The organism is Priestia sp. TGN 0903 (assembly GCF_050846855.1).
GTDB classification, from domain to species: Bacteria; Bacillota; Bacilli; order Bacillales; family Bacillaceae_H; genus Priestia; species Priestia zanthoxyli.
This window is the reverse complement of sequence record NZ_JBOZGL010000009.1, coordinates 21,335-34,806: the sequence shown is the minus strand read 5'-3', so window position 1 is coordinate 34,806 and position 13,472 is coordinate 21,335. Positions and strand designations below refer to the sequence as shown.

12 protein-coding genes are annotated in these 13,472 nt (G+C 37.3%); 10 read left to right on the top strand and 2 right to left on the bottom strand.

The genetic code is table 11. The features are described from left to right. Window positions 1–11 precede the first annotated feature (11 nt). Both ACRPLY_RS23155 and ACRPLY_RS23150 read left to right on the top strand, forming a co-directional pair. Window positions 12–1,082 (top strand): ABC transporter ATP-binding protein, encoded by a 1,071-nt coding sequence (locus tag ACRPLY_RS23155; RefSeq protein WP_028407470.1) that lies wholly within the window; start codon window positions 12–14, stop codon window positions 1,080–1,082. 1 nt (window position 1,083) lies between these two features. After that, window positions 1,084–2,001 carry an ABC transporter ATP-binding protein gene (locus ACRPLY_RS23150; RefSeq protein WP_165635465.1) on the top strand — a complete coding sequence of 306 codons (918 nt, stop codon included), beginning with the start codon at window positions 1,084–1,086 and terminating at the stop codon, window positions 1,999–2,001. Window positions 2,002–2,281: 280 nt separating this feature from the next. Here ACRPLY_RS23150 and ACRPLY_RS23145 read toward each other — a convergent pair whose 3' ends face one another. Then, a complete protein-coding gene (locus ACRPLY_RS23145; protein WP_028412363.1) occupies window positions 2,282–2,857 on the bottom strand; it encodes a GNAT family N-acetyltransferase in 576 nt (191 codons plus the stop codon). A gap of 435 nt (window positions 2,858–3,292) precedes the next feature. On the opposite strand from ACRPLY_RS23145, the gene ACRPLY_RS23140 reads away from it, so the two are divergent. From ACRPLY_RS23140 to madM, 6 genes are all read left to right on the top strand, one after another. Continuing rightward, window positions 3,293–4,657, top strand: a complete 1,365-nt coding sequence (locus tag ACRPLY_RS23140; RefSeq protein ID WP_028412362.1) for an amino acid permease — start codon at window positions 3,293–3,295, stop codon at window positions 4,655–4,657. A gap of 487 nt (window positions 4,658–5,144) precedes the next feature. Then, window positions 5,145–6,548 (top strand): amino acid permease, encoded by a 1,404-nt coding sequence (locus ACRPLY_RS23135; RefSeq protein ID WP_165635467.1) that lies wholly within the window; start codon window positions 5,145–5,147, stop codon window positions 6,546–6,548. 418 nt (window positions 6,549–6,966) lie between these two features. Continuing rightward, window positions 6,967–7,365, top strand: a complete 399-nt coding sequence (gene spxA / locus ACRPLY_RS23130) for a transcriptional regulator SpxA (RefSeq protein ID WP_013055422.1) — start codon at window positions 6,967–6,969, stop codon at window positions 7,363–7,365. Between the two features lie 201 nt (window positions 7,366–7,566). Further along, window positions 7,567–8,463 carry a LysR family transcriptional regulator gene (locus tag ACRPLY_RS23125; RefSeq protein ID WP_033578047.1) on the top strand — a complete coding sequence of 299 codons (897 nt, stop codon included), beginning with the start codon at window positions 7,567–7,569 and terminating at the stop codon, window positions 8,461–8,463. A gap of 195 nt (window positions 8,464–8,658) precedes the next feature. Beyond that, complete coding sequence (gene madL / locus ACRPLY_RS23120) at window positions 8,659–9,072, top strand: malonate transporter subunit MadL (RefSeq protein ID WP_033578048.1); 414 nt, start codon at window positions 8,659–8,661, stop codon at window positions 9,070–9,072. Next, window positions 9,069–9,830 (top strand): malonate transporter subunit MadM, encoded by a 762-nt coding sequence (gene madM, locus ACRPLY_RS23115; protein WP_049162932.1) that lies wholly within the window; start codon window positions 9,069–9,071, stop codon window positions 9,828–9,830. Before madL ends, madM begins: the two co-directional genes overlap by 4 nt. Before the next feature lie 96 nt (window positions 9,831–9,926). Here madM and ACRPLY_RS23110 read toward each other — a convergent pair whose 3' ends face one another. Then, entirely contained in the window at window positions 9,927–10,592 is a 666-nt protein-coding gene (locus tag ACRPLY_RS23110) for a TerC family protein (RefSeq protein ID WP_165635468.1), read from the bottom strand. A gap of 360 nt (window positions 10,593–10,952) precedes the next feature. On the opposite strand from ACRPLY_RS23110, the gene mecA reads away from it, so the two are divergent. Together mecA and cls are read left to right on the top strand one after the other, a co-directional pair. Continuing rightward, on the top strand, window positions 10,953–11,633 hold the full coding sequence (gene mecA / locus ACRPLY_RS23105; RefSeq protein WP_013055427.1) for an adaptor protein MecA: 681 nt from the start codon (window positions 10,953–10,955) through the stop codon (window positions 11,631–11,633). Window positions 11,634–11,847: 214 nt separating this feature from the next. Then, a complete protein-coding gene (cls, locus tag ACRPLY_RS23100; RefSeq protein ID WP_025749882.1) occupies window positions 11,848–13,365 on the top strand; it encodes a cardiolipin synthase in 1,518 nt (505 codons plus the stop codon). Window positions 13,366–13,472 lie beyond the last annotated feature (107 nt).

The window sequence follows — 13,472 nt, the reverse complement described above, 5'->3', positions numbered from 1 at the left end:
AGTGAACTCATATGTCACGTTTATTAGAAGTAAAAAATTTAGCTGTATCATTTAAAACATATGGCGGAGAAGTTCAAGCTGTTCGCGGCGTTAACTTCCACTTAAATAAAGGTGAAACGCTAGCAATTGTTGGTGAGTCAGGATCTGGTAAAAGTGTAACTTCACAAACAATCATGCGCCTTATCCCGATGCCTCCTGGCCGAATTAAAAGCGGTGAAATGCTGTTTGACGGCATTGATTTAGCAAAGAAAACGGATAAAGAAATGGAAGCTATTCGCGGTAAGGATATCGGTATGATTTTCCAAGATCCGATGACTTCTTTAAATCCAACAATGAAGGTTGGAGCTCAAATTGGTGAAGTCGTAATCAAGCATTCCAAAGTATCTAAAGCGGAAGCGAAAAAACGTGCAGTCGAGTTATTAACGCTTGTAGGCATTCCTTTTCCAGAACAGCGTGTGAATCAATATCCGCATGAATTCAGCGGAGGGATGAGACAGCGTGTTGTCATTGCGATGGCTCTTGCTTCTAATCCGAAATTACTGATTGCTGATGAACCAACAACGGCGCTTGATGTAACAATTCAAGCTCAAATTTTAGAGTTGATGAAAGACATTCAGAAAAAAACGGATACATCTATTATCTTTATCACCCATGATCTTGGTGTAGTAGCAAATGTAGCAGATCGAGTAGCCGTTATGTACGCTGGTCAAATTGTTGAAACGGGCACAGTGGATGAAGTGTTTTACGACCCAAAACATCCGTATACGTGGGGACTCCTAGCTTCTATGCCAAGCTTAGATAACGAGGCGGAAGAAGAGCTGGCTGCTATTCCTGGAACGCCGCCAGATTTAACGAATCCTCCAAAGGGAGATGCATTTGCAGCGCGAAATCCGTACGCAATGAAAATTGATTTTGAACAAGAACCTCCAATGTTCAAAATATCGGATACGCACTATGCAAAAACATGGCTCTTACATCCCGATGCACCAAAAGTAGAGCCGCCTGCTTCAGTTCAGCGCCGCATGCGTAAAGTTGATAATGTATACAGTACACCTGTACTCGTAGCGAAGGATGGTGAATAACATGACAGATAAATTATTAGAGATTAAAGGCCTAAAGCAACATTTTTTCACAAGTAAAGGAACAATTAAAGCGGTTGATGGTCTGACGTTTGACATCTTTCGCGGAGAGACGTTAGGTCTTGTAGGTGAATCTGGTTGCGGAAAGTCAACGACAGGCAGAACGATTATTCGTTTATATGACGCTACTAGCGGTGAGGTGCTATTTAATGGCGAAAATGTACATGGTCGCAAATCTCGCTCGGAGCTTAAAAAATTCAATCGTAAAATGCAAATGATTTTCCAAGATCCATATGCGTCACTTAACCCTCGTATGACCGTAGCAGATATCATAGCAGAAGGCATTGACATCCACGGTTTAGCTAAGACGAGAAAAGAGCGTATGGCAAAGGTTCACGAGCTTCTTGAAACAGTGGGGCTCAACAAAGAACATGCAAATCGCTATCCACATGAGTTTAGTGGCGGCCAGCGTCAGCGTATTGGTATCGCAAGAGCACTGGCAGTAGAACCTGATTTTATCATCGCAGATGAACCAATCTCAGCTTTGGATGTATCTATACAAGCTCAAGTTGTTAACTTAATGAAGAAGTTACAGCGTGAACGTGGACTAACCTATTTATTTATCGCCCATGATTTGTCAATGGTAAAATACATTAGTGACCGCATCGGCGTTATGTACAGAGGTAAGATTGTAGAGCTTGCACCAAGTGATGAACTTTATCGAAACCCTGTTCATCCATATACAAAAGCGTTGCTTTCAGCTATTCCGCTTCCCGATCCTGACAGTGAAAAAACGCGTCAGCGCAAAATTTATGATCCAAGTATCCATGATTATAGCGGTGAAGAACCGGAGCTTAGAGAAGTATCTCCAGGTCACTACGTGTCTTGTTCTCAAGCAGAGTTTGCCGCATATACAACCTAACAAAAACGATCTCACAACGAGGTCGTTTTTTATTTAGTTATCAAAGAACGCTAAACTTTAAATTGGAAAAAACATGTAAGAACAAGTGACATTAGCGCTTTACAGGTATTATACAATACAGGATTAGAAAATACTATTAAAAATTTTCAGAATTTTATATTTAAGACAAAATATCTATGTTAAAACCTTATAACTAAAGGAATATAAGTGATTAATAATGTTGTATGTTGAATAATAATTCAAAAATATAAAAGAAGGTAGACGTATGCTTACCTTCTTTTTATAAATCTGCTAAGATATCGCCGTCTTTACGATTTTTGTCAATTTTTAATACTTGATCTGCCGGCTGATAAGACGCACCATATATTTCTTTGTCTTTGTAAGTATGAATTAACTCGTACGTTTTTTTCATTTTATTTAAAATGCTTTCCTCTGTTTCAGAGGTAGGAGACCAGTATAGAATTTCCATCTGATTAACTTCATTTGTAGCTAATGAGCGGCGGTTATAGCCGATTGTTTGAGCATGCTTAAAGTCTGCACGTTTATAAAAATGCAGTCTTTTTGCTGAGTCTGAATCTTTATAGTCTATAGGCTCTACTTCTAGGATAATTGGTTTGTTATGTTGTTTTAACTCATCAATTAATTTACCGCCAAGCCCTTGACCTCTAGCGTCTTTTGAAACAAAGAGGTAATCAATAAAGATAAATTGGTCTGTTTCCACGTACATTAATACGTGATGAGGTCCTTCATTTTTATGATAAATATCGCTGCGTTCTTGTAAAAGCGTTTCGATATGCTTCTTTGATTTCATTTCTTCAATGGGAAAATATTGACTTAGTTTTTCATACCAATTCATAGCACCCTCCTACTGATCTTTTCATGATGATGTTCATAATAGTGTTTAAACAGTTATCTTATCTTTACCCTTTTTAGGGAAAAGTAAGCATCTATAATTGAAAATAAGGAAAAATAATAGACTTATTATTCTTAATAGTTAGAAAATTATAGCGGAATAAGAACATATAATGTAAAAAATGGTTTTTATTATATTTTGATTGTAAGTTTATTTGTGAAAATCACAAAAAACTATCGCATTTTTTGTGATTTTTGATAAAATGAACAAAGTGAAGTTTTTTTAATATTGTATTTTATAGATGTGATAGCGGTAAAAATGCAGGTGTGGAACTTGCAATATCAGATTTTTAGTACATACACTGCCTAGAATTATTTGTTTGGAAAATAAGTTAATTATCTGCTATTAAATGAAATGGACATGTTAGGAGAGAGAATTATGCAAGGGAACACGCAAGAAAAAGAATTAAGCCGTGGACTTGAGGAAAGACATATTAGCTTAATGTCTTTAGGCGCAGCTATCGGAGTTGGACTGTTTTTAGGTTCTGCATCCGCTATTCGGTTAGCAGGTCCTGGTATTCTTATCATGTATGGAATCAGTGGTCTTATTATGTTTTTTATTATGAGAGCGTTAGGTGAAATGGCAGTACAAAATCCAGTAGCCGGTTCTTTTAGTAAGTATGCTAACGATTATTTGGGACCACTCGCTGGTTATTTAACAGGCTGGAACTACTGGTTTATGTGGATTATTACATGTATGGCTGAAATTACAGCCGTTGGAGTATATATGGATTTTTGGTTCCCGGGTGTGCCTCAGTGGATATGGGCACTTGCAGCGCTTGTTATCATGACAGGCGTTAACTTTTTAGCTGTAAAAGCATATGGTGAACTAGAGTTTTGGTTTTCTCTTATTAAAGTAGTAACGATTATCCTTATGATTGTGCTTGGTCTAGGCATGATTATCTTTGGAATTGGAAATGGCGGCATTGCAACAGGAATCAGTAATTTATGGAATCACGGTGGCTTTTTCCCGAATGGTATGAAAGGTGTTCTTCTATCACTTCAAATGGTTATGTTTGCTTACCTCGGTATTGAAATGATTGGGGTAACAGCAGGAGAGGTGAAAAATCCGGAAAAGACATTAACAAAAGCAATTGATAATGTACTGTGGAGAATTTTGATTTTTTATATCGGAGCTTTGTTTGTTATTATGTCTATTTATCCTTGGCCAGAGATCGGAACACAAGGAAGCCCATTTGTTTTAACATTTGATAAAGCTGGAATTCCCGCTGCAGCAGGGATTATAAACTTTGTAGTGTTAACAGCGGCTTTATCTTCTTGTAACAGTGGGATTTTTAGTACAGGCCGTATGTTATTTAATTTAGCTCAGCACGGGGAAGCACCAAAACGCTATGCCAATTTAACAAAAGGCGGCGTGCCTGGTGCAGCAGTTATTGCTTCAGCTGTTGTACTGCTACTCGGAGTTGGCTTAAACTATGTTGTTCCTGATAAAGTGTTCACGTGGGTGACAAGTATCGCTACTATTGGAGCGATTTGGACATGGGGAATTATTTTACTTTCTCAAATTCGCTTCCGCAGAGGATTAAGCGATCAGCAGGTAAGTGATTTAAAATATAAGCTTCCGTTCTTCCCGTATACGTCGTATCTCGCTCTTGCTTTCTTAGCGGGGGTAGTAGTGGTGATGGGTTTCTCCTCTGATACAAGAATAGCCCTTATTGTAGGTCCGATATGGTTTATTTTGTTGGTTATTATTTACTATTCAAAAGGTTTTCATAAAAGATAAAAAATAAGGCTGAGACAAACCTATTTTTGTTGAAGGGAAATCCGAACGCGTTGAATTCTTGATTAAGAATCTAACGCGTTCGGATTTTTTTATTTGTAGGGTGAACGTAGGTTTACTGTATGTAGGGGCTTCTAGCTGTTGATTGGAGGACAAGGCGAAGACTTCTGCGGGAAAAGCGAGACAGGCTCACCGGCCGCCTGCGGAAAGCGAAGTCTTGCATGGAAATGAACAGCGGTGTCACAAGCGCAATCCACACGAGCTCATATATCCCGTCTGTTCATCTATAGATGAATGGAGTTATGTCTCAGCCGCATTTTTTTCCAAAAGAAAATGAAGGATTTATTATTTCACTTTTTGCTTTAGTGTGCTAATATATTATATTGTTAAACAAATGAAGAAATAAATAATTTCTATGTTTTAATAGATTAGCATCGAGCTTTCTATGTCAAAAGTTTAAGCTTTTAGAAGGCAAAAGGAGACACAGCAAATGAAAGACAAAAAATGGGGACTTTGGTTTTTAACAGCCTTTGTAGTTGGTAATATGGTAGGCGGCGGAGTATTTATGCTTCCTTCTAATTTAGCAAACGTATCAAGTCCAATTGGTTCAACACTTGCTTGGATTGCAACAGGTCTTGGCGTGTTCATGATTGCTCTTGTGTTCGGGAACTTAGTTATGAGAAAGCCTGAATTAAAAGGAGGGCCTCAAAGTTATGCAGCGAACCTTTTTTCATCGCCTAAAGCAGGTAAAGTAGCTGGGTATAGCATGGCTTGGGGTTATTGGGCAGCAAACTGGGCTGCAACAGCATCTGTCATCATATCGTTTGCGGGATATTTAACAACGTTCTTTCCAGTAATGGAGAGTAAGGATATTTTATTTTCAGTCGGAGATTTTCAATTAGAAGCTGGGAAATTTATTACGTTTTTAGTATGTTCTGTTGTATTATGGGGAATTCAAGCTATTTTGCAGCGAGATATCAATAGCGCCGGTAATATTAACTTTATCACAACGGCAGCTAAAATTATTGGATTCGGTTTATTTATTGTTGTGGCGCTATCGCTATTTAGCGCATCCAACCTCGTCAGTACAGAATTTGTTAATTCAAAGGGTATAAATGTAGGATTAGGAAGTCAGGTCAATGGAGCAGCCATTGCTACGCTGTGGGCATTTATCGGAATTGAATCAGCTGTACTGTTATCTAATCGTGCAAAATCACAAAGAGTAGTAAAGAAAGCAACGCTGCTTGGATTATTAATCTCAATGGTTATCTATGTGGGGATTACACTTCTAGCTATGGGGATTCTTTCGACAGCTCAGCTTCAGCAGTCTCAAAAGCCTTTGGTAGATACGTTAGAAATGGTTATTGGACATAGAGGTGCTTACGTAATGGCCATTTTAGCACTTATATCTTTATTAGGTTCTACTGTTGGATGGATTGTTGTTAGTGCAGAAGTTCCTTATCAAGCAGCAAAATCAGGGTTGTTTCCACAGTGGTTTGCTAAAACGAATCAGAACAATAGTCCAGCCCGCTCACTAACATTAACAAATGGCTTAACACAGTTGTTTTTGTTTGCGACTATTTCAGGCACAGTTTCGCAAGCCTATAATTTCGCTATCGTTGTAGCTACTCTTGCCTATTTAGTTCCTTATTTCGTGACGACAGTTTATCAATTAAAGCTTATTGTGACGGGTGAGACGTACGACACGATTAAAGGATCGCGAGTAAAAGACGGAATTATTGCTTCGTTAGCACTTATTTATTCGCTATGGGTGATTAAGACAGGGACAGCTGATTTAAAAACATTTTTCCTAGGTATTGGATTATTTGTAATCGGGCTTTTACTGTATCCTATCTTAATGAGACGAGGAAAAAGCACATCAGCTATTAAATAAATAAGAGATTATCTCAAAAGCTTTGCAGAAAAGTCATTTCTTCTGCAAGGCTTTTTTAGTGACTGAAAAGTTCGAGGAATTTGTGAAAGAAAAAAATAATAAAAAAATGAAACTAATCTACAGGTTTATTCGTAATAGTAGTGTGGTAAATAAATAATGAAGAAAATCGGTAATGAAAATAATGACAGTGAAGGAACGAACTAATGTACTAGTTCACTTTAAAAAGTATATCATTCCGATGAAGTTTATAGTATAATGCAAATAGATATTATTTTTTAAAAGTAATTATAAAGTAGTATCGATTTTCATTATCAGTCATTAAATATTTACACTCGTTGAAGTTTGTATAAAACAACATGATTTACAGTTCATGTTTTGAATGTTATGACCGATTATGATAGAAGGAGTGAAGGAGTAAATGGTTACATTATATACATCACCAAGTTGTACATCTTGTCGTAAAGCGAAAGCTTGGTTAGAGGAAAATGATATTGGATATACAGAGCGTAATATCTTTTCAGAGCCGTTATCAATCGATGAGATTAAAGAAATTTTACGTATGACAGAAGATGGAACAGATGAAATCATTTCAACACGTTCGAAAACTTTCCAAAAACTAGACGTTCAGGTAGACGCTATGCCTTTACAAGATTTGTATGAATTAATTCAGCAAAATCCTGGCTTATTGCGCCGTCCGATTATCATTGATGAAAAACGTCTACAAGTTGGTTATAATGAAGACGAGATCCGTCGTTTCTTACCACGTAAAGTGCGTACTTTCCAACTTCGCGAAGCTCAAAGACTTGTGAATGGTTAATTTTTATATTTGTCTGTTTAAGATTTAAATACGAAACCAACCAAGTAACGTTTGCTTGAAGTTGGTATATAAAAAATAAGCAGCAGGGAGCCAAATGGCCTCTGCTGCTTATTTTTTGTCGAAATAGCAGGGGAAATGAAGTATATATGTAATTAATAAAGAAAGAGAGTAATTAAACATATAAAAGTGGTGGTGAACGGATTGGAGCTTTTACAGCTAAAATATTTCCAAGTAGTTGCTAGACTAGAACATATCAGCAAAGCGGCTGAAGAGCTATACGTATCTCAGCCTGCGCTCAGCAAAACGATTTCACAGTTGGAAAAAGAGCTAGGCATTCGTTTGTTTGATCGAAACGGTAAATACATTAAATTAAATCGGTACGGTAAAGCGTTCTGTTCCAAAGTAGAACGTGCTTTAAAAACATTAGAAGACGCAAAGCATGAGCTAAAGGATATGTCGAACGATCCATGTGAAGAAATTCGTCTTGTTGTGTTAGCTAGTTCACATTTACTTCCAGAGCTATTAAGCAGGTTTCGTGAGCAATATCCTCAGGTGCGTTTTCGGCTAATGCAGCATTTGACTAATAGCTATTCACAGCCTGATTTTGATTTATGTATTTCAGCTTTTCCATTAACAACCCGTCAGATCGAACATACTCCTTTACTTCGTGAATCGATTTTGCTTGCAGTCCCTCTTGATCATCATTTAGCCAAGCAATCACGTGTAAAGTTAAATGAACTTAAAAATGAGAAATTCATTGTGCTAAAGAAAGGGAAAGAGCTAAGAAAAATAACGGATGCGATTTGTAAGGAACAGAATTTTGTACCTCAAATTACGTTTGAAAGCGATGATCCAGCAACAGTGAGAGGTTTGATTAGAGCAAAGCAAGGAATAGGTTTTATTCCTGAAGTGACGTGGGGAGGTTCTACAGGAAAGGATGTAAAACTGCTAAAAATTGAAGAAGAAACATTTGAACGTACAATCTTTTTAACTTGGAACAATGGAGGCTACGTGACGGATTTACAACAAATCTTCAGGCAGTTTGTGATTGATTATTTTAAACATTTACCCTCGGATATGCCTCATGAATACATATAAGAATCATGACTAAATGTCATGGTTTTTATTTCTTTTTCGAATAAATCTAAAATGAACAGTAGAGAAAAACTGCATTATGTCATTTTTGATATAAGTATATAACTAAAAATGCATAGGTTATTCAACTTTTTTCCTTTACACTATTTTTAAACCATAAAGTAAACGCTTTCAATGATAGGTTGGGGAGGAAGTAATATGATAATCTTCGGTGTAGCGCTGCTGTCTATTTGCATGTTAATAGGAGTAATTGTAGGGGACGCATTAGGAGGGCTGATGGGAGTAGAAGCCAACGTTGGGGGAGTAGGGGTATCCATGCTTCTTCTTGTACTAGCGGTGGATTATTTAAAGAAGAAAAATAAGCTCCAAGTAAAATCCGAAGAAGGCATTGCTTTTTGGGGAGGAATTTATATTCCTATCGTGGTAGCGATGTCTGCACAGCAAAATGTTGTAGCTGCTCTTGATGGAGGAGGCATGGCGATTCTTGCAGGGGTGGTAGTAGTCGTAGTAGGCTTTTTATCCATACCATTTATCAGCAGAATAGGAGAGAAAGCGAAGGTGAATGAACAAGAAATAGAGCTTTCTATTTTACCTAAGGAGCAGATAAAATGATGAATATGATTAAAGAAGGATTAGAAAATAACGGACTGATTACGGCATTTGCTATTATTGGGATTGTCATGTATATTGCTTATTTTTTATCAGATAAATTAACAAAAGGAAGAGTTCACGGATCTGCTATTGCTATTATGTTTGGGTTAATCCTTGCTTATATCGGTGGAATGAATACAGGAGGAGAAAAAGGGATTTCTGATATACAGTTATTTTCAGGAATTGGTTTAATGGGCGGGGGGATGCTGCGAGATTTTGCCATTATTGCTACTGCGTTCGGTGCCAATTTTAGCGAAGTCAAAAAAACGGGAATCAGCGGGATTACGGCTTTGTTTTTTGGGGTTTTCTATTCCTTTGTACTAGGTGTAATTATTGCTCTTTGTTTTGGGTATAGAGATCCCGTTGCTTTGACTACAATTGGAGGAGGAGCTGTGACCTATATTGTGGGACCGGTTTCTGGAACTGCGATTGGAGCCTCTTCTGATATTATCGCGTTAAGTATAGCTGTAGGATTAATTAAATCCATTTCAGTTATGATTTTGACACCGATATTTGCTAAGAAAATCAAATTAAACAACCCTCGTACAGCAATGATCTATGGAGGAGTTATGGGGACGACGAGCGGTGTAGCAGCTGGTTTAGCGGCGACAGATGTAAAACTTGTACCTTACGGAGCCATGACAGCTACATTTTATACAGGTCTTGGTTGCTTACTCGTACCATCTATTCTTTTTTTACTCACAGAGATTATTTTTTAAGTGTACAAAGTGTTTTATGAATAAAAGACTGCTGTGCTCATTAAACTAAAGAAAAGGCCATACTAAATAAAAATGTTTAGTATGGCCTTTTCTGTATCATTTAGTTGAACGAAAGCTATTAACAGCCATGCCGCTTATCAGCACAACAGCAATTGTTATAAACGGAATAAATGTTCCTAGAGATGTATGGTCTGCAAAGAATGAATGTAAGTTCTTTTCATGTCCAATCATATTTCCAGCAGTATAAGCTAAAATAGCTGCTCCGCCGTAAACAAGCAGGGGAAACCGTTCCATCAAATACAAAATGAGCTTGCTTCCCCAAACAATAATAGGGACGGATACGAGTAGTCCCGTGACAACCAAGATAATATTTCCATGAGCTGCGCCTGCCACAGCTATTACATTATCTAGTCCCATTACAATATCAGCAAATACAATCGTTCTCACAGCGGCGCCTAACGTCACACCTGCACGAATTGAAGATGCATCGTCACCTTCTGATGCAAGCAGCTTAAAGGCAATGATCACTAATAAAAAACCGCCGATGAGCTGCAAGTAAGGAATAGTTAGTAAATAAACAGCTAAAATAGTAAGTACAATGCGAACGATCACAGCTAAGCCAGTCCCTAAAAAAATAGCTTTATTTCGTTGATGTTCAGGTAAATTGCGGCTTGCTAAGGCAATAACAATAGCGTTGTCTCCACCTAATACAATATCGATACCGATAATAAGAAGAATGGAGGTTATTAATTCTAAATCCAATAGTCTTCCCTCCCAATATGTAAGGATAAGTAGCTCATATTGCTTTATCTGTGTTCATTTTTAACAAAAAGCGTTCATAGGGTAAAGAGATTATGTATATAACAAAGTAAGGTGTAAGGTGGCTATGAGTTGTCAGAGTATTTTTTATTTCCTTTCTTTCGCATTTTGTCATAAAATAGATATACAAGGTTCACTCAAATAGTGTATGCTTGTATATCCCAAGTTAGAATGCTTTACAAAGTGAGAAAGTACATGTAATATTGCTTTAACACGGGGGTAAAATAGTCCCTTCATCGTTTAGGGGTAATGTTCGAAATGGCCGGATTACCTTCACTGATTTTTCCGAAGGGAGAGATGATAATGGAAATCGAACGCATTAATGAAAACACAGTAAAATTCTTTGTCACTTACGTAGATATTGAAGAACGTGGATTTGATCGCAATGAAATTTGGTTTAGCCGTGAGCGCAGTGAAGAGCTATTCTGGGAGATGATGGACGAAATTCATCAAGAAGAAGAGTTTGTAGCAGAAGGTCCTCTTTGGATTCAAGTACATGCGCTTGAGAAGGGGCTAGAGGTTATCGTAACAAGAGCACAAGTTTCAAAAGACGGTCAAAAGTTCGAAGTACCTGTTGGTGAAAATGATAAAATCGATATCCCTGTAGATGGAAAAATTGAAGCGTTGCTTGATCACCAAGCGAATCAAAATAAAAAAGCTGATTTTGAAGAAGAAATTATAGAAGACGAAGGGCTACAGTTCGTCGCACGCTTTCAAGACTTAGAACATTTAATTTCCTTAAGTCACCATTTAGAGTTAGATGATATCATCAACAGCATGTACGTGTTTGAAGGGAAATATTATTTATACGTTGAGTTTACAGATGATGAAGACTTTGTAGCTGAAATTGATAACATTTTAAGTATCATTTTAGAATATGCAAATGAATCAAATGTAACAGTTCATCGTTTAATGGAATATGGAAAAGAATTAATCAGTGAAAATGCACTTGAACAAGTAAAACAGTATTTTCCTTTACGATAATAGCAGCCGATTTCATGTATATGAAATCGGTCTTTGTTTTGTCCTCTTTTTTGGAAAAGCTCTCCGCTCATGTCGAACAGTATAGGTAGAAAAAGCAGGCGGCTGGTTCCTACACGGGAAAGTGTAGTGTTAAAATACCAAGTTTGAGGATAATAACAGTATAGAAACCTGTTATGAATGATGAAAGATTGGTTTTAGGATAGGTGAAAACAAGTTGAAAAATAGATTACAGCTTTTAATTTTTGTTGTTGGTATTATTGCCTTGCTTTATTTTACAAAAGGGTATTGGGACGGTAAATTTATTGGCGTGCTAAGTATCTTAATTACGATTAGTGTTGTTTTCATCGGTCTTGTTATTTCATTAGAAAACCGTCATCCAACTCAAACGCTAACGTGGCTCGTAGTATTAGGCGGTTTTCCAGTAATAGGGTTCTTTTTTTATTTGTTATTTGGACGCAATACGCGAAAACGGCGTTTATTTGCTAAAAAAGCAAAGCTGGATGAACAGGTGCTTTTAAAGATGGAAAGAGATTCTGGTATATTAGAAAATCACTTTGAACAGTTGGGCACCAGTAGGAAGCAAATGCTGAAGCTAGCCGTGAGGCTTGGCAAGAGTCCCATTTCTTTTTCTTCAGATACGCGCGCATTGACGAATGGAAAAGAGACATTTCACGAAATTATGGAATCTTTAAAGCATGCAAGGCATCATATCCATTTAGAGTATTACATCGTACGACATGATCACTTAGGAGAACAAATTAAAGATATTTTAATTCAGAAAGTACAAGAAGGAGTTTATGTACGTTTCTTGTATGATGCCGTGGGCAGTTTTCAGCTTTCACCGCATTATATTCATGAGTTAAGAAACGCGGGCGTAGAAATGATTCCGTTTTTGCCGGTGAGACTTCCATTTCTCAATAATAAAATCAACTTCCGTAATCATCGTAAAATTGTAGTCATTGATGGAACAATTGGATTTGTAGGAGGTTTGAACATTGGTGATGAATATCTCGGAAAAAGTCGGCATTTTGGCTTTTGGAGAGATACTCATTTGATGGTGAAGGGTGAGGCAGTCCGTTCATTACAGCTTATTTTCTTGCAAGACTGGTATTATATGACAGGACAGACGATGCTTACTCAAACGTATCTATCGCCGGATTTAATTGACATTGATATGGAAAAGTGCGGCGGTGTTCAAATGATTGCCGGCGGACCAGACCGTGAGTGGGAAATTATTAAACACTTATTTTTTTCGATGATTACGTCTGCGAAAGAGTCCATTTGGATTGCTTCTCCTTACTTCATACCTGATGAAGATATTTTTACTTCTCTCAAAGTAGCTGCTTTAAGCGGTATAGATGTAAGGCTTCTTGTACCTCAGAAGCCCGATAAAAAAATTGTTTTTCATGCATCACGCTCTTATTTTCCTGAGCTGCTAGAAGCAGGTGTGAAAATTTACGAGTATAAAAAAGGATTTATGCACAGCAAGATTGTGATTGTTGATAGAGAAATTGCCTCTATTGGAACAGCTAACATGGATATGAGAAGCTTTCATCTGAATTTTGAAGTAAATGCTTTTTTATATCGCACAGCTAGTACCCAAAAGCTCGTATATGAATATATGCAAGATTTAGAAGAAACGAGTGAGCTTCACTTTAAAGACTTTGAAAAGCGGCCATTTATACAGCGGCTGTTTGAATCAACAGCTCGTTTGCTTTCACCGCTATTATAATCGCTGTAAACCACATTGCGTATGCTGCAATGTGGTTTTTTTCTGAAAGAAAAGGGTTTAGTAGAAAGATGTCGAATACAAGGGTATAGCTCGCTACTATAGGAAGG

What these genes read in the sequence shown, in the direction of transcription:
- madL (WP_033578048.1), top strand. Translation starts at nt 8,659, where the DNA reads ATGATAATCTTCGGTGTAGCGCTGCTGTCTATTTGCATGTTAATAGGA.
- ACRPLY_RS23155 (WP_028407470.1), top strand. Translation starts at nt 12, where the DNA reads ATGTCACGTTTATTAGAAGTAAAAAATTTAGCTGTATCATTTAAAACA.
- ACRPLY_RS23135 (WP_165635467.1), top strand. Translation starts at nt 5,145, where the DNA reads ATGAAAGACAAAAAATGGGGACTTTGGTTTTTAACAGCCTTTGTAGTT.
- spxA (WP_013055422.1), top strand. Translation starts at nt 6,967, where the DNA reads ATGGTTACATTATATACATCACCAAGTTGTACATCTTGTCGTAAAGCG.
- ACRPLY_RS23140 (WP_028412362.1), top strand. Translation starts at nt 3,293, where the DNA reads ATGCAAGGGAACACGCAAGAAAAAGAATTAAGCCGTGGACTTGAGGAA.
- mecA (WP_013055427.1), top strand. Translation starts at nt 10,953, where the DNA reads ATGGAAATCGAACGCATTAATGAAAACACAGTAAAATTCTTTGTCACT.
- ACRPLY_RS23150 (WP_165635465.1), top strand. Translation starts at nt 1,084, where the DNA reads ATGACAGATAAATTATTAGAGATTAAAGGCCTAAAGCAACATTTTTTC.
- ACRPLY_RS23145 (WP_028412363.1), bottom strand. Translation starts at nt 2,857, where the DNA reads ATGAATTGGTATGAAAAACTAAGTCAATATTTTCCCATTGAAGAAATG.
- madM (WP_049162932.1), top strand. Translation starts at nt 9,069, where the DNA reads ATGATGAATATGATTAAAGAAGGATTAGAAAATAACGGACTGATTACG.